Raw genomic sequence first — 20,578 nt, 5'->3', positions numbered from 1 at the left:
GTGTGCGGTCGGTCGTGCCGGTGCCGAACAGCTGCGAGGAGGAGCACCGATGAGCCGGGTGGTGGTGATCGGCGCCGGGGTCGGCGGGTTGGCCGCCGCGATTCGGCTGGCCCACGGCGGGCACGACGTCACCGTCATCGAACAGGCCGATACCGTCGGCGGGAAACTGGCCCGCTGGACCCGACAGACCCCCGACGGCGCGTTCACCTTCGACACCGGGCCGAGCCTGCTGACCCTGCCGCAGGTCTTCGCCGACCTGTTCGACGGCACCGGCGAGCCGCTGGAGAAGGTGCTCGACCTGGTCGAGCTGGATCCGATCGTGCGGCACCGGTTCCCGGCCGGGCCCGGCGGACCGACCGGGCGGCTCGACCCGTGCTGGCTCGACTCGTGCGCCGACCCGGCGGCGTTCACCGAACGGATCGCGGTGGCCTTCGGTGACGGAGCCGCCGACGACTGGCAGCGGGTGTGGCGGCGGGCCCGGCGGATCTGGGACGCCTCCTGGCGGGACGTGCTGCGCCGGGAGGTCGGCTCGCCGCTGGCGATGGCACGGATGGCGTACCGGCTCGGCGACCTGGCGGCGGTCGCGCCCGGCCGCAGCCTGCGCGGGGTGCTGCGTCGCGAGGTCCGCGACCCGCGGCTGCGGACCCTGCTGGAGCGCTACGCCACCTACACCGGCGCGGACCCACGGCGGGCGCCGGCGGCGCTGCTCGCGGTGCCGTACGCCGAGTTGACCTTCGGCGGCTGGTACGTGTGGGGCGGGCTGGGGGCGCTCGCCGACGCGCTGCTGTCCCGCTGCCTGGACCTGGGCGTGGTGGTGCGTACCGGGTCGACGGTCACCGCGATCGACGCGGCCGGCGGCCGGGTGCACGGCGTACGGGTGGCCGGCGAGACCCGTCCGGTGCCGGCCGACGTGGTGGTGGCCAACGTGGACGCGTCGCGGGTCTACCGGGAGCTGCTGCCGCACGCCCGGCGGTTGGCCCGGCTGACCGACCGCAGCCTCGGCGGTTTCGTTCTGCTGCTCGGGGTACGCGGCCGGACTCCGGAGCTGGCCCACCACACGGTGTTCTTCCCGCGTGACTACGACGCCGAGTTCGACGCGGTGTTCGGTGACCCGGGGCGGGGTCGGCCGGCCCGGCCGGCCACCGAGCCGACGATCTTCGTGACGGTCGCCGACGATCCGGCGGCCCGGCCGGACGGCCACGAAGCGTGGTTCGTGCTGGTCAACGCGGCCCGGCAGGACCTGTCGCTGGCCGGGGTGGACTGGCACCGGCCGGGTCTGGCCGACGCGTACGCCGATCAGGTGCTGCGGGTGCTGGCCGACCGGGGGGTGGATGTGCGGGACCGGCTGCTGTTCCGCGAGGTACGCACTCCGGCGGACCTGGCCGCGTCGACCGGCACGCCGGGCGGGTCGATCTACGGTACGGCCGGCGGGCTGCTGCGGCCGGCGAACCGGGCACCGGCGGCCGGGCTGTTCCTGGTCGGCGGGTCGGTACATCCCGGCGGCGGGCTGCCGATGGTGACCCTGTCGGCGCAGATCGTCGCCGACCAGATCGGCCCGGCCAGCCGGTAGCCCCGGGGCAGGGTCACGCCAGGGCGCGGCGGGCCGGGTCAGGCCAGGGCGCGGCGGACCGCGGTGAACAGTTGGCTGAGCCCGAACAGGCCGAGCAGCACCCAGACCGAGGTGGCCAGGGTGAGCACCCCGGCGGCGAGGTCCGGTGCGATCAGCCCGGCGGCACCGGCCAGCAGCAGCCCGACCAGGGCGATGCTGACCCGGGTCGGTCGCTCCCCGACCGTCACCGCGCCGATCTCCCGCATGCCGGCCGCCGCCGCCCGGGCCCGCAGGTACTCGTGCAGCCAGGACAGCGTGCCGGCGGCGACGACCAGCGGACCGGGGGCGCCGGCCAGCCAGAACCCGAGCAGCCAGAACGCCTCACCCGCCCGGTCGGCGAGCGAGTCGTAGACGTAACCCAGCCGGGTGGTCCGGCCGGTGACCACGGCCAGCGCGCCGTCGACGGTGTCGGCGACCGCGGCCAGCAGCACCAGGCCGGCGGCGGCGAGCAGGCCGGGACCGCCGCGCGGGGCGAGCACCGGCACCCCGAGGCAGAGCAGCACTCCGGCGGCGGTGACCGCGGTCGGGCCGACCTTGGCCCGGCCGAGCAGGTCGGCGACGGCGTGCGCGGCGCGCAGCCAGTACCGCACCACCGGGGTGGCGGTACGTGGGTCGAAACCGCCGTGCAGCCGTGCCCAGGTGACGGCGTAGTCCTGCCAGTTGAGCCGGGTCTCCACGACAGCTCAACCGCTGCGGGACGGCTCGGGTGGCGGGCCGGTCACGCCCGGGTGCCGGCGGCGACGTTCAGCCACACCTCACGGGTGGCCGTCGACCGGTTCATGGTGATGAAGTGCAGACCGGGCACGCCCTCGTCGATCAGCCGCTGGCAGAGCTGGTTGGCCTGGTCGATGCCGAGCCGACTGACCGCGTCGGCGTCGTCGGCGACCCGGGCGAACTGGGCGGCCAGCGCCGGCGGGAACGGGGCCCCGGACAGTTGTTCGGAACGCTCGATGGTGGCCAGTTTGGTGACCGGCATCACGCCTGGCAGGATCGGGGTGTCGCAGCCGGCCGCCGCGACCCGGTCCCGCAGCCGCAGGTAGTCGTCGGCGTCAAAAACCATCTGGGTGATCGCGAAATCCGCACCGGCCCGGCATTTGCGGACGAAGTACCGGGTGTCGGTGGCGATGTCCGGCGAGCGCGGGTGTTTGTACGGGAAGGCGGCCACGCCGACGCTGAAGTCGCCCGACTCGCGGACGAGCCGGACCAGGTCCTCGGCGTAGCGCACGCCCTGCGGGTGGGCCACCCACTCCCCGGTCGGGTCGCCAGGCGGGTCGCCGCGCACGGCGAGCACGTTGCGCACGCCGGCACCAGCCAGCCGGCCGATGACGTTGCGCAGCTCGGCGACCGAATGGTCGACGGCGGTCAGGTGCGCCATCGGCAGCAGGGTCGTCTCGGTGGCGATCCGTTCGGTGAGGTCGACCGTGGTGTCCCGGGTGGTGCCGCCGGCGCCGTAGGTAATCGACACGAATGACGGCCGCAGCGGCTCCAACTCGCGGACCGCCTGCCAGAGCAGCTGCTCGCCGGCGGGGGTCTTGGGCGGAAAGAACTCGAACGAGAAGGTCGGCTGGCCGGCGCGGATCAGCTCCCCGATCGACGGCTGCGAGCCGGGGAGTACGGACGGTAGACCGAGAGCCACGCTGCCGACTGTACCGGGTGGCCTGCGGGCGGCGCATCGACCAGCCGATAGCGTCAAGGAGTGGCAGACAGCATCACGGTGGCGCCGACCGATCGGGCCGACCTGCGTCGACGTGTCGACCGGGCGTTGGCCGACTTCCTCCAGGGCCGGCGACGCTGGCTGGGCGACGTCGACGAGGCGCTGCTGCCGGTGGCCGCGGCGATCGAGGACTTCGTGCTCGGCGGCGGCAAACGGCTGCGGCCGGCGTTCGGCTACTGGGGTTACCGGGGGGCCGGGGGTGGCGACTCGCCCGAGGTGGTCGCGGCCCTGGCTGCGCTGGAGTTCGTGCAGGCCAGCGCCCTGATTCACGACGATCTGGTGGACGGTTCGGACACCCGGCGCGGCGAGCCGTCGATCCACCGGCGGTTCGCCGCGCACCACCGGCGCGGCGGGTGGCGCGGGCCGGCGGACGGCTTCGGTGCTTCGGCGGCGGTGCTGCTGGGCGATCTGTGCCTGGTCTGGTCCGACGAGCTGCTGCACGGTGCCGGGCTGACCGACGGGATGCTGCGTCGGGGCCGGCCGGTCTTCGACGAGATGCGCACCGAGGTCACCGTCGGGCAGTACCTGGACGTGCTCACCCAGTTCACCGGCGACACCTCGGTGCACCGGGCCACCCAGGTGGCCCGGCTCAAATCGGCGAAGTACACCGTGGAGCGACCGCTGCTGCTGGGCGCGGCGTTGGCCGACGCGCCGGCCGCCGTCGCCGCCGGCTACTCCGGGTACGGGCTGCCACTCGGGGAGGCGTTCCAGCTGCGCGACGACGTACTCGGGGTGTTCGGCGATCCGGCGCTCACCGGCAAGCCGGCCGGCGACGACCTGCGGGAGGGCAAACGTACCTTTCTGGTGGCGTCGGCGTACCAGACGACGTCGCCGGCCGGGCGGGCGTTGCTGGACGACCGGCTCGGTGATCCGGTGCTCGACGCCGACGGGATCGAACGGCTGCGCGAGGTGATCGTCGCAAGTGGCGCGTTGGCCGTCACCGAGGCACGGATCACCGAGCTGACCGAGCGGGCGTTGACCGCGCTGGGGCCGGTGCCGGTCGAGCCCGAGGCCGGGCAGGTGCTGCGGGAGCTGGCGGTGGCGGCGACCACCCGTACCGGCTGACCGCCGCCGACCCCAGCCCGGCTCAGCTCAACCGGTAGCTGTTGGCGAAGTTGTTCGGACTGCAGACGTTGAGCTGGCTGCGTACCTGGTCGTAGCTGAACCCGGCCGGCACCCGGCAGGCCCACATCCCGACCACCGGCACCCGGATCCGGTAGCTGTTGGCGAAGTTGTTCGGGCTGCACGTGTTGAGCCGGCTGGTCACCAGGTCGTAGGTGTACCCGGACGGAACGGTGCAGGTGGAGATGTTGTCCCTGGGCACCCGGATCCGGTAGCTGTTGGCAAAGTTGTTCGGGCTGCACGTGTTGAGCCGGCTGGTCACCAGATCGTAGGTGTACCCGGACGGAACGGTGCAGGTGGAGATGTTGTCCCTGGGCAGCCGCAGCCGGTAGCTGTTGGCAAAGTTGTTCGGGCTGCATTCGTTGAGCCGGCTGACCACCAGATCGTAGGTGTACCCGGACGGCACCGAGCAGGCGTAGGTGCCGTCCAGGTTCTGCCCGACCGTCCAGCTGAAGGCGGTCGTGGCGGTCCGGTTGGCGGCGTCGCGGGCGGTCACCGTCACGCTGTACGTCCGGACGGTCGTCGGCGTTCCCGAGATCAGCCCGGTCGAGGAGTTGATCGACAGTCCGGCCGGCAGCCCGGTCGCCGACCAGGTGTACGGCGCGGTCCCGCCGGAGGCGGTCATCCGCAGGCTGACCGCGACACCCCGCAGGGTGTTCTGGGCGCCCGGGTTGTCGACGGCCGGCATGCCCGGCGTACCGCCGCCGGTGTTGACGAACAGCAGCCTGTTCGGCGAGCCGCTCCCCGCGTTGGTGATCTTGTTGGGGGTGGCGATGGTGGACATCGCGGTGGCGATCTGGGCGGGGGTCAGGTTCGGGCTGGCGCCCAGCAGCAGCGCCGCGCCGCCGGCGACGTGCGGTGCCGCCATCGACGTGCCGCTGATGGTGTTCGTGGCGGTGTTTCCGGTGTGCCAGGCCGAGGTGATGCCGACCCCGGGGGCGAAGATGTCGGTGCAGCTTCCGTAGTTGGAGAAGGAGGCCCGGGCGTCGTTGCTGGCGCTGGCGTTGACGGTGATCGCCTGGCTGACCCGGGCCGGGGTGAAGTTGCAGGCGTTGGAGCTGGAGTTGCCGGAGGCGATCGCGTAGACCACGCCGTCGGCGATGGAGTTGCGTACCGCGTTCTCCAGGGTGGTGTTGCTGCCCTGGCCGCCCAGGCTCATGTTGGCCACCGCCGGACCGGAGGTGTGGTGGCCGGTCACCCAGTCGACCCCGGCCGTCACCGCAGCGAACGAGCCGCTGCCGGCGCAGTCGAGCACCTTCACGGCGACCAGGCGGACCGCCTTGGCGACCCCGTACGAGGTGCCGCCGACCGTGCCGGCGACGTGGGTGCCGTGCCCGTTGCAGTCGGAGTTGCTGCCGCCCACCGTGTTGACGCCCCACACCGCCCGGCCGCCGAAGTCGTTGTGCGTGGTGCGGATGCCGGTATCGATGATGTACGCGGTGACGCCGGACGCGGTGTTCGGGTAGGTGTAGGCGTTGTCCAGTGGCAGATTCCGCTGGTCGATCCGGTTCAGGCCCCAGGACGGCGGGTTGGTCTGGGTGGCGGTGGTCCGCACCTCGCCGTTCTGCTCGACGTAGGCCACGTCGGGGTGGGCGGCCAGCCGGCGGGCGGCCCGCTCGCTGAACCGGCCGGCGAAGCCCCGCAACGCATGCCGGTAGGTGTAGTCGACCCGGGCACCGTACCGGCCGGCCAACGTGCTGGTGAGTTCGTCCACCCGGCGGGCAGACGCGCTCCGGTCGGCGAAAACGACCAGGTAGCTGTCCTTGATGGCGGTCGGGTTGGCGGTGCCGAGGATCTCACCCGCCGCCTGCGCAGGTGCCGCGGCGACGGTGCTGAGCGTCAGCAGCGCCGCCAGGGCCGCGCTGACGGCGGCGAGCCGCCCGCCGCGAACATGTCGAACCTTTCCCATGACAGAGATCTCCCTTTCGGGCAGAACAAAACGGGGTAGGAACGGGGTAGGTAGGTTCGCGCGACCCTGGTAGGGACACTAAACGATCAGATGACGCGGATCAATGCATCACATGACGACGAACTTTGCCGTAAACAAATCGGTGCGAATTCATAGCAGTTTCTGGTCAGCGGTCGCCTTCTCCGGCGTCCCCGGGCCGGCGCCCACGACGCCGCCGCAGCCGGGCGAGCAGCCAGTCGCCCTCGCCGGCGACCGGGGCGCGCTGCACGCCGCGTCGCCCCAGCCACACCCACACGGACAGGGTGAACAGCACCATCGCGAATCCGAACAGCAGATCCTCGACCGGCGCGTACGCGATCCGTAGCCCGACGATGGCGGCCGGGTCGTAGCGCACGATGTCACGGCCGGTCAGGATCCCGTTGGAGAGCAACTGGAAGCCGACGATGATCGGGTAGGTCGCCCAGAGGACCGCCCGCAGCACCAGCCGGGTGCGCAGCACCACGAGGTCGACCAGCACGGCGGCCACCACCCCGAGCAGCGCGGCGACGGTGTAGCTCACCGGACCCGCCGCCGACCGGCCTCGGCCTCGTCGCCCACCGAGCGGTGGTCGGCCTCGTCCCCGGCCGACCAGCGGTCGTCGGGCCGACGTGGGCGGCCGGGCGGGGTACGCACCGCGCGGACCGCCTCGAACCCCAGCACCGTGCAGATCGGCACGACCACGAAGAACAGCAGCTCGTCCAGTGGCAGCTGGCCGGGCAGCAGCACCCCGGTCGTCTGGGCGGGGTCGAAACTCCAGTGCCCGACGGCGATCGCGGCCAGGTCCCAGGCCACGAAGACCACCACCACCGCCAGCAGAGTCAGAGACAGCCGACGCCAGCGGCGGAGTACGTTGACCCGTAGCACCGGCTCCAGCCAGATCGCGGCGAACAGGCAGCCGGCCAGCACCGCCAGGTAGCTGAGCTGACCCATCCCGGTCAGAAACCCTCGGCCTGTGCCCGACGTTTCACCTCGCGGGCGCGGTCCCCGCCGAGCGCAGTCGCGGGGGTGCCGGGCAGCGAGTCGTCCGGCCGGTACAGCCAGCCCAGCATCTCCTCGTCGGAGAAGCCGGCGTCGTGCAGCAGGGTCAGGATGCCGGGCAGGTGCTTGCGTACGGTGTGGTTGGCCACCAGTTCGGCCGGCACCCGGCGGACCCCGTCGCGCCGGACGGCGAGCAGCTCCCGGTCCCGGACCATCTGGTGGACCTTGCTGATCGTCACGTCGAGGCGTTCGGCGACCTCGGGCAGGGTCAGCCAACCGGCCGGCTCCCCGGCGGTCACCGGCCCGGTCCCACCGGGCGCCGGCGGTGCTGGGGTCGAGGCGGGATCTGTCACGTCACCACCCTGCCACGCACCACCCCCGCCGGCACCACTGACCCCGTCCTGACGCGTCCGGTGAGCCCGTCCGGTTGCGCCGCGACGGGTCGCCGTTCGGCGGGCCTGGGCGGGTTGCCAGTTGATTGCCGTGCGCTGCCGGCAGGTAACGGTTTGGCCCGGTTCGGTGGACCCGGCCTGATCGGAGTTCTGCCCTCCCCCTGCGGCCGCATAGACTGCCTGCCGATGGACACACAGGTCGCCGACTCGCTGCTGGGCTCGTTGATCGACGGGCGGTACCGGATCCGTGCCCGGGTGGCGCGGGGTGGCATGGCGACCGTGTACACGGCGACCGACGAACGGCTCGAACGCACCGTCGCGCTGAAGATCATCCATCCGACGCAGCTCAACGACGTGCAGGGCCGCGACGCCGGGTTCCTCGAGCGGTTCACCGACGAGGCCAAGACCATCGCCCGACTGACCCACCCCAACGTGGTCGCCGTCTACGACCAGGGCACCCATCTCGGGCTGCCGTACCTGGTGATGGAGTACGTCCGGGGCCGGACGCTGCGCGACGTGCTGGCCGAGCGACGGCGGCTCAACCCGGGCGAGGCGCTGGCGATCCTGGAGCAGATGCTGGCGGCGATCGGTGCCGCCCACCGGGCCGGCCTGGTGCACCGCGACGTCAAACCCGAGAACGTGCTGGTGGCCGAGGCGCCGACCGGCGGCGCCGGGAACCTGATCGACAGCGTCGTGAAGGTGGCCGACTTCGGCCTGGCCCAGGCGGTGCAGGCCAGCGCCGAGGCCGGCGGCGGCCAGCTGATGGCCACCGTGGCGTACGTGGCACCGGAGCTCGTCACCCAGGGCCGGGCCGATCCGCGTACCGACGTCTACTCGGCGGGCATCGTGCTGTTCGAGATGCTGACCGGCCGGGTGCCCTACGACGGCGACCGCCCGGCGGAGGTCGCCTGGCAGCACGTCGATCAGGACGTGCCACCGCCGTCGCAGTCGGTGCCGGGTGTCCCGGCGATGGTCGACGACCTGGTCGTCCGGGCCACCCGCCGGGATCCGGGTCAGCGCCCCACCGACGCCGGGGCGCTGCTGTCCGACGTCCAGGTGGTCCGCGACGACCTCGGCAACGCGAGCGCCAACACGGCGGTGCTGCGCCAGCTGGCGCAGCCGACGATGGCGGTCTCGCCGGTGCCGGAGGCCGAACGCCCCTCCTGGGCCCGGCTGCCGGAGCCGAAGGACCGGCGGGACCGGTCGGCACCGCGCCGCCGGGCCGCCTCCAGCACTGTGGTCCGCTCGGCCGCCGCCGGTGGGCCACCGGTGGTGGCCAGCGGCGGAGCCGACCCGGCACCCGGCCGCCGACGCGGTAGCAAGCGGAGCCGAGCGAAGAGCACCGAGCAGCCTGGCGACGCAGGCCCGTCCGGGCTGCGGGACCGGCTGGCGGAGAACCCGCGGGCCCGGCTGGCGGCGATCGCCGGGGCGCTGGTGTTCCTGCTGCTGCTCGGGGTCGGCGGCTGGTGGCTCGGGGCCGGCCGGTACACCGTCGCGCCCAGCATGGTCGGCCTCGACCAGGCGCAGGCGCAGGCACTGGCCGCGCAGCGTGGCCTGACGATCAGCGTCGCCGACCCCCGGCACGACGAGAACGTCGCCCGGGATCTGGTGCTGGCCCAGGATCCGCCCGGCAACGGCCGGATCGTCCGCGGCGGCGAGATCACCCTGACCTTCTCCCTCGGCCCGGAGCGCTACGCAGTGCCGGATGTGGTCGGCAAGACGCTCGACCTGGCCCGGGTCGACCTGGAGAAGGCGCAGCTGGTGTTGGAGCAGGCGGCCGACCGGTACGACGACAACCTGCCCGCCGGTGTGGTGGCCGCCGTCGACCCGCCGGTCGGCACCGAGGTGCAGGCCGGCGACGTGGTGAAGGTGACGGTCAGCAAGGGCCGGGCCCCGATCACCGTGCCCAACGTGGTGGGGCTCAACGTCGACGAGGCCCGGCGGATGCTGGAGGAGCTCAAGCTCGAGCCGCTGGTCGCCTCCGAGGAGTCGGACAAGCCGAAGGACGAGGTCATCGGTCAGGAGCCGGCGGACGGCGCCGGGGTGGAAGAGGGTACGGAGATCAAGCTCAGGGTGAGCGAGGGCCCGCCAGCGGTCGTCGTGCCGAGGATGATCGACCGGCCCTGTCAGGAGGCGCTGGCCGAACTGCAGGGCCTGGGCTTCCCGGTCCGGGTCGACTTCAACCCCAACGGCACGGTCCGCTACCAGAGCCCCAACGACGGGTCCGAGGTGCCGCCGGGCACCGAGATCGTGATCGGCTGTCTCTGAGATGCCGGTCGACGATTCCGCCGGGCACCGGCCGGTCGGCTCGCACACGCCCACCTCGGGCGGGCTGGCCCGAGCCGCGCTGCCGTACGCCGACGCGGCCGCCTCCGAGGTGGTGCAGGTGTACGTCGGCAACTCGCGCGGCTGGGCGATGCCCGACGGCGACCCGGCCCAGGACGTGGCGTTCCGCGACGGCTGCGCCGAGCGTGGGCTGCGCGCGTACATCCACGTCTCGCTGCTGGTGAACCTCGGCTCGCCGACGACCGCCACGGTGGAACGCTCCGCCGCGACCCTGGCGCACGCGCTGCGCCGGGGCCGGGCGATCGGCGCCGAGGCGGTCGTCTTCCACGCCGGCAGCGCCGTCGACGACGGCTACGCCGACACCGCGATGCGTCAGGTACGTGGGGCGCTGCTGCCGTTGCTGGACGCCGCCGAGGCCGCCGGCGGACCGATGCTGCTGGTGGAGCCGAGCGCTGGCGGCGGCCGGTCACTGGCGTCCCGGGTCGAGCACCTGCGGCCGTACCTCGCCGCGGTGGACTGGCATCCCCGGATGGGGGTCTGCTTCGACACCTGCCACGCGTGGGCCGCCGGGCACGACGTGGCCGGCACGGGTGGCATGACGGCGACGATCGACGCGCTGGTCGACACCGTCGGAGCGGACCGGCTGCGGCTGGTGCACGCCAACGACTCCCGCGACGGCCGCGGGTCCACCCGGGACCGGCACGAGACGATCGGCGCGGGCATGATCGGCGAGGCGGCGTTCGCCGAGTTGATGCGGCACCCGGCCACCGCCGGCGTGCCGGTGCTGGTCGAGACGCCGAGCGAGAAGCACGTCGGGCACGCCGCCGACATCGCGACGCTGCGTCGCCTGGCCGAGGCGGCGACTGTGCGCTAGCGGCGCAGAATGGCACCGAGCACCTCGCCCGCCCGGTCCACCGCTGCGTCGTCAACGTCCAGGTGGGTGACCAGCCGGGCGGCGGTCGGCCCGACCACCGACACCAGTACCCCGTCGACCCGGGCCGCCTCGGCCAACGCCGGGGCGTCCAGCGGGGTCTTGGTCAGGTCAAGACCGACGATGTTGCTGCGCACCTGGTCCGGGCGCACCACACCGTACGGCTCCAACGTCCGCGCCAGCCGGGCCGCCCGCGCATGGTCGTCGGCGAGCCGGTCCACGTGGTGTGCCAGGGCGTACCGCCCGGCGGCGGCGAGCACCCCGGCCTGGCGCATCCCACCGCCCATCCGCTTACGCAGGACGCGGGCGGCCGCGATCCGTTCGGCGTTGCCGACCAGCACCGAGCCGGCCGGCGCACCGAGCCCTTTGGACAGGCACACCGACAGGGTGTCGAACAACGCGCCGTAGTCGACCAACGGCACACCGTCGGCGATGTGCGCGTGCCAGATCCGGGCACCGTCGCAGTGCAGCGCCACCCCGGCGTCGGCGGTGACCGCCCGCAGCCCACGCAGCACGTCCAGCCCGATGATTTGCCCGCCGGAGCGGTTGTGGGTCTGCTCGACGGCGACCGCCCGGGTCGGGACCGCGCCGAAGCCTGCCGGCCGGATCATGGCCGCGACCAGCTCCGGGTCGGGGTCGCCACCGACGGGCGGCCAGGTCCGTGAGGAGATCCCACCGTACGCGGCGGCGGCACCGACCTCGTAGGTGACCACATGCGCATCGGCGTCGCAGAGCAACTCGCCGCCGGGCGGCACCAGGGTCTGCAGGGCGATCTGATTGGCCATCGAACCGGTCGGAGCGAACAGCGCCGACTCGTGGCCGAACATCGCGGCGACCTCGGATTCCAGCGCGTTGACCGTCGGGTCCTCGCCGTACACGTCGTCGCCGACCTCGGCCCCGGCCATCGCCGCCCGCATCCCCGGCGTCGGTCGGGTGACGGTGTCCGACCGAAGATCGATCACCGGCCGGACCGCCCGCCGGACGTCGCTGGCTCAGCCACGGAGCATCTCCGCGACCAGGAAGGCCAGCTCCAGGGACTGCTGGGTGTTGAGCCGCGGGTCGCAGGCGGTCTCGTACCGGTCCGGCAGGTGAATGTCCTCGATCGCCTGGGCACCGCCGAGGCACTCGGTGACGTCCTCGCCGGTCAGCTCGACGTGCAGACCGCCGGGGTGGGTCTGCAGGCCCCGGTGCACCTCGAAGTAGCCGAGCACCTCGTCGACGATCCGGTCGAAGTGACGGGTCTTGTAGCCGTTGGACGACTCGTGGGTGTTGCCGTGCATCGGGTCGCACTGCCACACCACCCGCGCACCAGCGGCGGTGACCTTCTCCACGATCGGCGGCAGCGCGTCGCGGACCTTGTGGTTGCCCATCCGGCTGATCAGCGTGAGCCGTCCGGGAATATTGTCGGGGTTGAGCTTCTCGCACAGTTCGAGGGCCTGCTCGGGACTGGTGCCGGGGCCGAGCTTGACGCCGATCGGGTTGGCGATGCGGGAAATGAAGTCGGTGTGCGCGCCGTCGATCTGCCGGGTCCGCTCACCGACCCACAGGAAGTGCCCGGACAGTCCGTAGGGGCGGTCACCGGAGATCCGGGTCAACGCCCGGTCGTACTCCAGCGCGAGCGCCTCGTGCGAGCAGTAGAGGGTGACGGTCCGCAACGCCTCGTCGTCGGTCATCCCGCAGGCCTGGATGAACGCCAACGCCCGGTCGATCTCCCGGGCGATCGCCTCGTAGCGTTCGCCCGCCGGGGACCGCTTGACGAACCCCTTGTTCCAGTCGTGCACCGCGTGCAGGTCGGCCAGCCCACCGGCGAGGTAGGCGCGGAGCATGTTCATCGCGGCAGCGGAGTTGGCGTACGCCCGGATCATCCGCTGCGGATCGGCGACCCGGGCCTGCGCCGTGGTATCCAGCGAGTTAATCATGTCGCCGCGGTACGCGGGCAGCCCGAGCGCGTCGGTCGGCGACGAGCGGGGCTTGGTGTACTGGCCGGCGACGCGGGCCACCTTGACCACCGGCAGCGACGCGCCGTACGTCAGCACCACCGCCATCTGCAGGATGGTGCGGGCGTTGGCCAGCAGGTGGCTTTCGGTGTTGTCGGTGAAGGTCTCGGCGCAGTCGCCGCCCTGCAGCAGGAAGGCCTTGCCGTCACAGACCAGCGCCAGCCGCTCCCGCAACTGGTCGACCTCGTACGGGGCGACCACCGACGGGACGTTGCCCAGCACCTGGCACACCTCGTCGACCGCGGCCGGATCCGGCCAGGGCGGTGTCTGCGCCCGGGGCAGGCCGCGCCACCGGTCCAGCCCGAACGCCTCGTCCTCGACCGAGTCGGCGGCGGGACGGCTGGTCTGCAGGCTCGGGTGCCCGACCGACGGGTAGCTCAGCTGATGCCATTCTTGGCCCATGGCCAAAGCCTAGACCGGCGGTGCGGCGCCCGACCCGCCGGCCGGTGCGGCACCCGGCGCACCGGCCGGAGCAGCGTCGACGTCGGCGTCGGCCGGACCGGCGTCGCCGGGCTGGTCTGGCGTGGCGGTCTCGTCGTGGATGCACCAGCCGCCGTCGCCGCTGCCGGCCGGCGTCACGGTGAACACGAGACTGACCCGGATCGTCTCCGCCCCGGCCCGCAGCGTGGTGGATCCGACGGCGGCGGTGACGGTGGCGGTGACCTCGTGGCCGACCGGGACCGGCCGGCCAGCCACGATCTCCGCCCGCTCCACCATCAACGACTCGGCGAAGTCGCCGTTGGGGCCGGTGGCGCTCGCGTCGAAGATCTCCTGAGTCGCGGCGCAGAGTTGGGCGCGCCCTTTGTCGAGGTCCTTGGCGACCATCGCGTCGAGGTAGTCCTGCACGAGCCGCCGGGACTCTTCGGCACCAATAGGCACGTCCGTCCCGGTCGGTTCCGGTTGTGGTTGCGGGCTGACGGTGCAGCCGGTGGCCGTCGATGTCAGCAGGGCCAGGGCGCCGACGGCCATGCCGCAGGCTGGTAGCGCCCGGGTCCGCATCCGCAGCGCGCTGGTCCGCATTCCGTCCCTCCCGTGCCCGCTGGCCACCGTCGCCGGCCGCCGCCACCACCAGGCGCCGAGTGTACGACCCGACCGGCGGAAACTGATCCGTCATGGGATTGACATGCCGTCAACACAGTCGTAGCTTCCTTGTCGAATCGCTTCGTCGAAGCGTTTCGACAACCTCATTCGGCCCCCCTTCACCGATCAGCCGCGTTCGAGACCCCGCCGCCAGCGGGCAGCCTCACCGCGGTCCCTGACCATCATCCGACCCCTGTCCCCGTGGCGGCGCCTGCACCGCGCCGCCCCTGCGGCACACCCGCGAGGAGGCTGGAAAATGTTCCGTCGACAGAGAACAAGCACCCGCACCCTGATAGCCGCCGTACTCACCGCCACCGCCCTGACCCTGTCGGCCTGCGGCGCCGATGCCGACGACAGCGGCGACGGCAGCACCCTGCGCCTGTGGCACTACGAAGGCGCCAACAGCGCCATGGGCATCGCCTGGGCCGAAGCCATCAAGCAGTTCGAGGCCAGCCATCCCGGCGTCACCGTGGTCTACGAGGAGAAGGGTTTCGAGCAGATCCGGCAGAACGCCGGCATGATCCTCAACTCCGACCAGGGACCGGACATCCTGGAGTACAACAAGGGCAACGCCACCGCCGGCCTGCTGTCCAAGCAAGGACTGCTCACCGACCTCAGCGACGTGGTGGCCGAACGCGGCTGGGACGAGATGATCTCGCCGAGCGTCGCCACCACCTGCCGGTACGACGGCAACGGGGTGATGGGTGGCGACACCTGGTACGGCATCCCCAACTACGGCGAATTCGTGATGGTTTACTACAACAAGGACATGTTCGCCGAGTACGACCTGTCGGTGCCGACCACCTTCGCCGAGTTCGAGGGCGTCCTGGACACCTTCGTCGACAACGGCGTCACTCCGATCTCGGTCGGCGGCGCCGAGTACCCGGCCCAGCAGATTCTCTACGAGTTGGCGTTGACCCGGGCCGACCGGTCCTTCGTCGACGACTTCCAGCTCTACGCAAACCCGGTCGACTTCCACGGTCCGGAGTTCAGCTACGCGGCCACCACGTTCGCCGAGTGGGTCGACAAGGGCTACATCGGCGCCGACTCCGCCGGCATCAAGGCCGAGGACATGGGCGTCGCCTTCACCCAGGGCAGCTTCCCGATCATGATCTCCGGCAGCTGGTGGTACGGCCGGATGAGCGACGAGATCACCGACTTCGAGTGGGGCACCTTCCTCTTCCCCGGCAGCGACCTGCACCCCGGCTCCGGCGGAAACATCTGGGTGGTGCCGAGCAACGCCAAGAACAAGGACCTCGCCTACGACTTCATCGACATCACCATGCAGCCGGACATCCAGAACCTGCTCGGCGAGTCCGGCGGGGTGCCGCTGGCCGCGGACCCGGCCGCGATCACCACCCCGAAGGCCAAGGAGCTGATCGAGAACTTCAACACGCTCAACGACTCCGACGGGCTGGCCTTCTACCCGGACTGGCCGGCACCGGGCTACTACGACGTCCTGGTCGCCGGGGTCCAGCAGCTGATCAACGGCAGCAAGTCGCCGGACGAGGTGCTCGACGAGATCGCCAAGCCGTACAACGACAACCTGGCCAGCATCGGCGAGTGAGCGACGACCGTGCGCCGGGGACGCCGGTCCCCGGCGCGCGGTCTGCTCCGGGAGGTTCCATGGTCAAGCCGCTCACCCGCCCCCACCCCCGTACCCGCATCGGCACCAGCGCCCGGAAAGCGGACTACGGATACGTGGCCTTCCTGCTGCCCGGGATCGTGCTGTTCCTCGCCGTGATCGTCGTGCCGCTGCTGATGAACATCGGGATCAGCTTCACCCGGTGGTCCGGCGTCGGGACGCCGGAGTGGATCGGGTTCGACAACTACGACCGGTTGCTGCACGACACCAACTTCTGGGTCTCGTTCCGCAACATCGGCTTCATCATCCTCGCGATGGCGGTGCTGCCGACGCTGCTCGGCCTGTTTCTCGCCGCGATCCTGTTCGACTACGTGGCCAAGCGGATCGGCCCGCGGACGGCGAGCGTGTTCCGGTCCGGGCTGTACCTGCCGCAGGTGCTGCCGGTCGCGGTGACCGGCATCGTCTGGGGCTGGATCCTGCACCCCAGCTACGGTGCGCTGAACTCGATCCTGGACCGCGTCGGTCTGGGCGCCCTCGCTCAGAACTGGCTCGGTGACCCGGCGTACGCCCTGCTCAGCGTCATGGCGGTGATGGTCTGGTTCCAGCTCGGCTACCCGGTCGTGATGTTCATGGCCGGTCTGCAACGGGTCGATCCGGAGCTCTACGAGGCGGCCGACCTCGACGGCGCCGGATGGTTCCAGCGGTTCACCCGCATCGCGGTGCACCAGATCAGGCCGGAGATCTACGTCGTACTGGTCACCACGACCATCGCCGCGCTGAAGATCTTCGGGCAGATCTTCGTGCTGACCCGGGGCGGCCCGGGCAACGCCACCCTGGTGCCGTCGTACTTCGCCTACCAGAACTTCTTCGAGAAGGCCGACGCCGGATACGGCTCGGCGATCGCCACCGTACTGACCGCCATCATCGTCGTGCTGACCTACCTGTTCCTGCGGATCCAGACCCGCGACGAGCGCCTGGAAAGGAGCTGAGATGGTCGCCGCCACAACTGCCCGGCGCGGCCGGCCCGGCCGGCTGACCGCCTCGACCGTCCTGATCGGCCTGACCGTACTCACCCTGCTGGTACTGGCGCCGTTCCTGGTCGTGGCGCTCAACGCGGTGAAGGCGCCGGCCGAGTACGCCGCCAACGGTCCGCTCTCCCTACCCGGCGAGCTCTACCTGCGCGGCATCGTCGACTTCTGGTTCCGGGTCGACTTCGGCGAGAAGCTGTGGAACAGCTTCCTGATCAGCGCCACGGTCGCCGTCGGCGCGGTGGTGATCTCGGTGCTCAACGCGTACGCGATCGGCATCGGCCGGATGCGCGGACGCCTCGCCTTCCTGATGTTCTTCCTACTGGCCAACCTGCTGCCGCAGGAGGCGCTGGTCTACCCGCTCTACTATTTGTCCAAACAGGTCGGCCTCTACAACAGCCGAATCGCCGTCATCATCATCTTCACCGCGATCCAGGCGGCGTTCGGCACCTACCTGCTCTCCTCGGTGTTCCGGGACTTCCCGCGACAGTTGCTGGAGGCCGCCGCGATGGACGGGGCGGGCAAGTGGCGGGTGCTGTGGAAGGTGGTGGTGCCGACCAGTTGGCCGACCCTGTCGGTGCTGTTCACCTTCTTCTTCATCTGGACCTGGAACGAGTTCTTCCTGCCGCTGATCTTCCTCATCTCCAACGACAAGCAGACGGTTCCGGTCGCGCTCGGCGTCCTGCAGGGAGACCGGATGATGGACGCCACCACCACCAGCGCGTCGGCGCTGCTCGGCATCGTGCCGGCGGTGCTGTTCTTCCTCATCTTCCAGCGCACCCTGACCCGGGGCGTGCTGGCCGGCGCGGTCAAGTAGGACCTGATCCGAGAGAGAGTTCGATGAAATTCAGCAACGGCTACTGGCGGATGCGTGACGGCGTACGGCCGCTCTATCCGGCTCAGGTGCACGACGTCGAGGTCGAGCCGGCGGCGCTGACCGTGTACGCCCCGACCCGGCGGATCACCGGTCGCGGCGACACCCTCAACCAGCCGCTGCTCACCGTACGCTGCACCTCCCCCGCCCCCGACGTGATATCCGTCCAGATGGGACACTTCCTCGGCCGGCGGCCCCGGCATCCGGACTTCGCCCTGGCCAGCGAGCCGGGCACCGAGGTCCAGGTGACTGACGACGCCGAGCACGCCAGCATCACCTCGGGCGAGCTGACCGCCCGATTCGCCCGGGGCGACGGCTGGCGGCTGGAGTTCGTGGCCGCCGACCGGGTGCTCACCGGCAGCGGCTACAAGAGCATGGCCGCGCTGGACACCGACGACGGGTCGTACGTGCGGGAACAGCTCAGCCTCGGTGTCGGCGAGACGGTGTACGGACTCGGTGAGCGGTTCGGCCCGCTGGTTCGCAACGGCCAGGTGGTCGACATCTGGCAGGAGGACGGCGGCACCAGCAGCGAGCAGGCGTACAAGAACGTTCCGTTCTATCTCACCACCGGCGGCTACGGGGTGTTCGTCAACCACCCCGGGCTGGTCTCGTTCGAGGTCGGCTCCGAGGTGGTCTCCCGGGTGTCGTTCAGCGTCGCCGGGCAGAGCCTGGAGTACCTGGTCATCTACGGCCCGACGCCGCACGAGATCCTGCGCAAGTACACCGCCCTGACCGGCCGTCCGGCCCTGCCGCCGGCCTGGTCGTTCGGGCTGTGGCTGAGCACCTCGTTCACCACCTCCTACGACGAGCAGACGGTCAGCTCGTTCATCGACACCATGGCGGAGCTGGAGCTGCCGCTGTCGGTGTTCCACTTCGACTGTTTCTGGATGCGCGAGTTCCACTGGTCGAACTTCGAATGGGATCCGCGGGTCTTTCCCGAACCCGAGCTGATGTTGGAGCGGCTACGCAAGCGGGACCTGAAGGTCTGCGTGTGGATCAACCCGTACATCGCGCAGCGGTCGGCGCTGTTCGCCGAGGGGGCGGCGCGGGGCTACCTGGTCCGGACCGCCGACGGCGACGTCTGGCAGTGCGACCTCTGGCAGGCCGGGATGGGTCTGGTCGACTTCACCAACCCGGACGCCCGACGCTGGTACGCCGACAAGTTGCGGGTGTTGCTGGACATGGGCGTCGACGCGTTCAAAACCGATTTCGGGGAGCGGATCCCGACCGACGTCATCTGGCACGACGGCGCCGATCCCGAACGGATGCACAACTACTACACGCACCTGTACAACCAGACGGTGTTCGACCTGCTCCGGGAGCACCGCGGTGAGGGCGAGGCGGTGCTGTTCGCCCGGTCGGCGACTGCTGGCGGGCAGCAGTTCCCGGTGCACTGGGGCGGTGACTGCGAATCCACCTTCGAGTCGATGGCGGAGAGCCTGCGCGGCGGACTGTCGCTGGCGATGTCCGGGTTCGGCTTCTGGAGTCACGACATCGGCGGTTTCGAGGGCCGGCCGGCACCGGAGGTGTTCAAGCGCTGGATCCCGTTCGGGCTGCTCTCCACGCACAGCCGGTTGCACGGCAGCCAGACCTACCGGGTGCCGTGGACGTTCGGCGAAGAGGCGGTCGACGTGCTGCGGATCTTCACCCGGCTCAAGGCACGGCTGATGCCGTACCTGTTCGGGCAGGCGGTACTGGCCCACGCCGAGGGGATCCCGGTGATGCGTCCGCTGGTCGCCGACTTCCCGGACGACCCGGCGGTGACCCACCTGGAGCGGCAGTACCTGCTCGGGGACAGCCTGCTGGTGGCGCCGGTGTTCCGGGCCGACGGGCAGGTTGACTTCTACCTGCCCGCCGGCACCTGGACCCACCTGCAGACCGGCGAGGAGATCACCGGCCCGGGCTGGGTGCGCCGGACGGTCGGGTTCGACCAGGTGCCGGTGCTGGTGCGCCCCGGCACGGTGCTGCCGCTCGGGGCGAACGCGGACCGACCGGACTACTCGTACGCCGACGGGGTGACCCTGGCGGTGTACCAGCTCGCCGACGGGCAGCAGGTACAGGTGTCGGTGCCGGCGCTGGACGGGTCCGAGGCCGCCCGGTTCGTGGTCGCCCGGCACGGCAGGGCGGTCACCGCGGACCGGGTCGCCGGGGCGGCCCTGCCGTGGCGGGTGCAGCTGGTCGGCCACGGCGAGGTCCGGGAGGTGGCCGCCGACATCAGCCGGTGGCAGGGGGAGCTGACGGACCGGTAGCCGGGTTGGCCGCCAGGCTGCCCGCCGGGTTGGTTGCCGGGTTGGTCGCCGCCCCGGTGGTGAGGGCGGCGGCGACCGAGGCGGCCAGCCGGGCGACGTAGCCGCGCGGCAGCGGGGTACGGGCCACCGCGAGCCGCCAGTAGAGCGGGCCGACCATCAGGTCGACGACGAAGTCGGGATCGGTGTCGGCGGGCAGTTCCCCCCGCCGCACCGCCCGGTTCGTCACCAGGGTGCCGATCCCCCGCTGGTTGTCCCGCAGGGCTGCCTGCAGGGTCTGCGCGATCGCCGGGTTGCGGGCCGCCTCGGCGAGCAGGTCCGGCACGATCTGCCCGGCCAACGGATGACGCAACGCCCGGGCCGCGATGGTCAGCACCAGCTCGAGGTCACCGCGCAAGGTGCCGGTGTCCGGCACGGCGGTCACCCCGAGGGCGACCTCGGAGACGATCCCGATGACCATCTCCAGTTTCGAACCCCACCGCCGGTAGACGGCGGTCTTGCCGACCCCGGCCCGGCGGGCCACCGCTTCGATCGACATCCTGCCGTAGCCGACTGCGGCCAGTTCCTGCAACGCGGCAGCCCGGATCGCCTGCGTCACATCCTCCCGCAGTACCGCCGCGCCCGCCGGCGGTCGCTTTCCGTCGCCCTGCATTCGAGCCAGTGTAACCGCACGACGATACGGTTGCGTATCGTCGTCGCCTCCCCTACCGTTTCCGTCAGGACGCGACGGTATCGTTCCGTGCCATCGGACATGAAGATGAGGAGCCGGGCATGAACCGGCCTCACCG

18 protein-coding genes are annotated in these 20,578 nt (G+C 71.4%); 8 read left to right on the top strand and 10 right to left on the bottom strand.

Annotated elements, in window-relative coordinates; translation table 11 throughout:
- Window positions 1-49 precede the first annotated feature (49 nt).
- Window positions 50-1,570 (top strand): phytoene desaturase family protein, encoded by a 1,521-nt coding sequence (locus ACFHWT_RS01845; protein WP_416592826.1) that lies wholly within the window; start codon window positions 50-52, stop codon window positions 1,568-1,570.
- A 38-nt stretch (window positions 1,571-1,608) separates the two neighbouring features.
- Here the strand turns inward: ACFHWT_RS01845 and ACFHWT_RS01840 are convergent, their stop codons facing one another.
- Together ACFHWT_RS01840 and metF are read right to left on the bottom strand one after the other, a co-directional pair.
- A complete protein-coding gene (locus ACFHWT_RS01840; protein WP_416592825.1) occupies window positions 1,609-2,286 on the bottom strand; it encodes a CDP-alcohol phosphatidyltransferase family protein in 678 nt (225 codons plus the stop codon).
- A 41-nt stretch (window positions 2,287-2,327) separates the two neighbouring features.
- The gene (gene metF / locus ACFHWT_RS01835) at window positions 2,328-3,245 is read right to left on the bottom strand and encodes a methylenetetrahydrofolate reductase [NAD(P)H] (protein ID WP_416592824.1); all 918 of its coding nucleotides are present in this window, start codon (window positions 3,243-3,245) and stop codon (window positions 2,328-2,330) included.
- Window positions 3,246-3,305: 60 nt separating this feature from the next.
- Between metF and ACFHWT_RS01830 the strand changes: the two genes are divergently transcribed.
- Window positions 3,306-4,388, top strand: coding sequence for a polyprenyl synthetase family protein (locus ACFHWT_RS01830; protein WP_416592823.1), 1,083 nt, complete (start codon window positions 3,306-3,308; stop codon window positions 4,386-4,388).
- Between the two features lie 22 nt (window positions 4,389-4,410).
- On the opposite strand, the gene ACFHWT_RS01825 is transcribed toward ACFHWT_RS01830, so the two are convergent.
- The 4 genes from ACFHWT_RS01825 to ACFHWT_RS01810 all read right to left on the bottom strand — a co-directional run bounded on the left by ACFHWT_RS01825 (window position 4,411) and on the right by ACFHWT_RS01810 (window position 7,724).
- Window positions 4,411-6,354, bottom strand: coding sequence for a S8 family peptidase (locus tag ACFHWT_RS01825; protein ID WP_416592822.1), 1,944 nt, complete (start codon window positions 6,352-6,354; stop codon window positions 4,411-4,413).
- A 166-nt stretch (window positions 6,355-6,520) separates the two neighbouring features.
- Window positions 6,521-6,913 (bottom strand): lycopene cyclase domain-containing protein, encoded by a 393-nt coding sequence (locus tag ACFHWT_RS01820; RefSeq protein ID WP_416592821.1) that lies wholly within the window; start codon window positions 6,911-6,913, stop codon window positions 6,521-6,523.
- Window positions 6,910-7,323: a lycopene cyclase domain-containing protein gene (locus ACFHWT_RS01815; protein WP_416592820.1), complete on the bottom strand. Its 414-nt coding sequence runs from the start codon at window positions 7,321-7,323 to the stop codon at window positions 6,910-6,912. Before ACFHWT_RS01815 ends, ACFHWT_RS01820 begins: the two co-directional genes overlap by 4 nt.
- Window positions 7,324-7,328: 5 nt before the next feature.
- The gene (locus ACFHWT_RS01810; RefSeq protein ID WP_416592819.1) at window positions 7,329-7,724 is read right to left on the bottom strand and encodes an Rv2175c family DNA-binding protein; all 396 of its coding nucleotides are present in this window, start codon (window positions 7,722-7,724) and stop codon (window positions 7,329-7,331) included.
- Window positions 7,725-7,949: 225 nt separating this feature from the next.
- Here ACFHWT_RS01810 and pknB point away from each other — a divergent pair, with 225 nt between their 5' ends.
- Complete coding sequence (gene pknB / locus ACFHWT_RS01805; RefSeq protein WP_416592818.1) at window positions 7,950-10,031, top strand: Stk1 family PASTA domain-containing Ser/Thr kinase; 2,082 nt, start codon at window positions 7,950-7,952, stop codon at window positions 10,029-10,031.
- Between the two features lies 1 nt (window position 10,032).
- On the top strand, window positions 10,033-10,923 hold the full coding sequence (locus ACFHWT_RS01800) for a deoxyribonuclease IV (RefSeq protein WP_416592817.1): 891 nt from the start codon (window positions 10,033-10,035) through the stop codon (window positions 10,921-10,923).
- On the opposite strand, the gene ACFHWT_RS01795 is transcribed toward ACFHWT_RS01800, so the two are convergent.
- Genes ACFHWT_RS01795 through ACFHWT_RS01785 form a run of 3 tightly spaced genes read right to left on the bottom strand, consistent with a single transcriptional unit; the run spans window position 10,920 to window position 13,997 of the window.
- A complete protein-coding gene (locus ACFHWT_RS01795; RefSeq protein ID WP_416592816.1) occupies window positions 10,920-11,942 on the bottom strand; it encodes a threonine aldolase family protein in 1,023 nt (340 codons plus the stop codon). The genes ACFHWT_RS01800 and ACFHWT_RS01795 overlap by 4 nt on opposite strands.
- Before the next feature lie 30 nt (window positions 11,943-11,972).
- Window positions 11,973-13,379 carry a class II 3-deoxy-7-phosphoheptulonate synthase gene (locus ACFHWT_RS01790; RefSeq protein WP_416592815.1) on the bottom strand — a complete coding sequence of 469 codons (1,407 nt, stop codon included), beginning with the start codon at window positions 13,377-13,379 and terminating at the stop codon, window positions 11,973-11,975.
- Window positions 13,380-13,388: 9 nt separating this feature from the next.
- Window positions 13,389-13,997, bottom strand: a complete 609-nt coding sequence (locus ACFHWT_RS01785) for a nuclear transport factor 2 family protein (protein ID WP_416592814.1) — start codon at window positions 13,995-13,997, stop codon at window positions 13,389-13,391.
- A 316-nt stretch (window positions 13,998-14,313) separates the two neighbouring features.
- On the opposite strand from ACFHWT_RS01785, the gene ACFHWT_RS01780 reads away from it, so the two are divergent.
- Genes ACFHWT_RS01780 through yicI form a run of 4 tightly spaced genes read left to right on the top strand, consistent with a single transcriptional unit; the run spans window position 14,314 to window position 19,793 of the window.
- A complete protein-coding gene (locus ACFHWT_RS01780; RefSeq protein WP_416592813.1) occupies window positions 14,314-15,624 on the top strand; it encodes an extracellular solute-binding protein in 1,311 nt (436 codons plus the stop codon).
- 59 nt (window positions 15,625-15,683) lie between these two features.
- The gene (locus tag ACFHWT_RS01775) at window positions 15,684-16,631 is read left to right on the top strand and encodes a carbohydrate ABC transporter permease (protein ID WP_416592812.1); all 948 of its coding nucleotides are present in this window, start codon (window positions 15,684-15,686) and stop codon (window positions 16,629-16,631) included.
- A gap of 1 nt (window position 16,632) precedes the next feature.
- Window positions 16,633-17,487, top strand: a complete 855-nt coding sequence (locus ACFHWT_RS01770; protein ID WP_278170317.1) for a carbohydrate ABC transporter permease — start codon at window positions 16,633-16,635, stop codon at window positions 17,485-17,487.
- 23 nt (window positions 17,488-17,510) lie between these two features.
- Window positions 17,511-19,793, top strand: a complete 2,283-nt coding sequence (gene yicI / locus ACFHWT_RS01765) for an alpha-xylosidase (RefSeq protein ID WP_416592811.1) — start codon at window positions 17,511-17,513, stop codon at window positions 19,791-19,793.
- On the opposite strand, the gene ACFHWT_RS01760 is transcribed toward yicI, so the two are convergent.
- Window positions 19,759-20,442: a TetR/AcrR family transcriptional regulator gene (locus ACFHWT_RS01760; protein WP_416592810.1), complete on the bottom strand. Its 684-nt coding sequence runs from the start codon at window positions 20,440-20,442 to the stop codon at window positions 19,759-19,761. The genes yicI and ACFHWT_RS01760 overlap by 35 nt on opposite strands.
- Window positions 20,443-20,578 lie beyond the last annotated feature (136 nt).

The sequence above is a fragment of the Micromonospora sp. LOL_021 genome (assembly GCF_048060215.1).
Classification (GTDB): Bacteria; Actinomycetota; Actinomycetes; order Mycobacteriales; family Micromonosporaceae; genus Micromonospora_E.
This window is presented reverse-complemented; position numbering and strand designations above follow the sequence as displayed.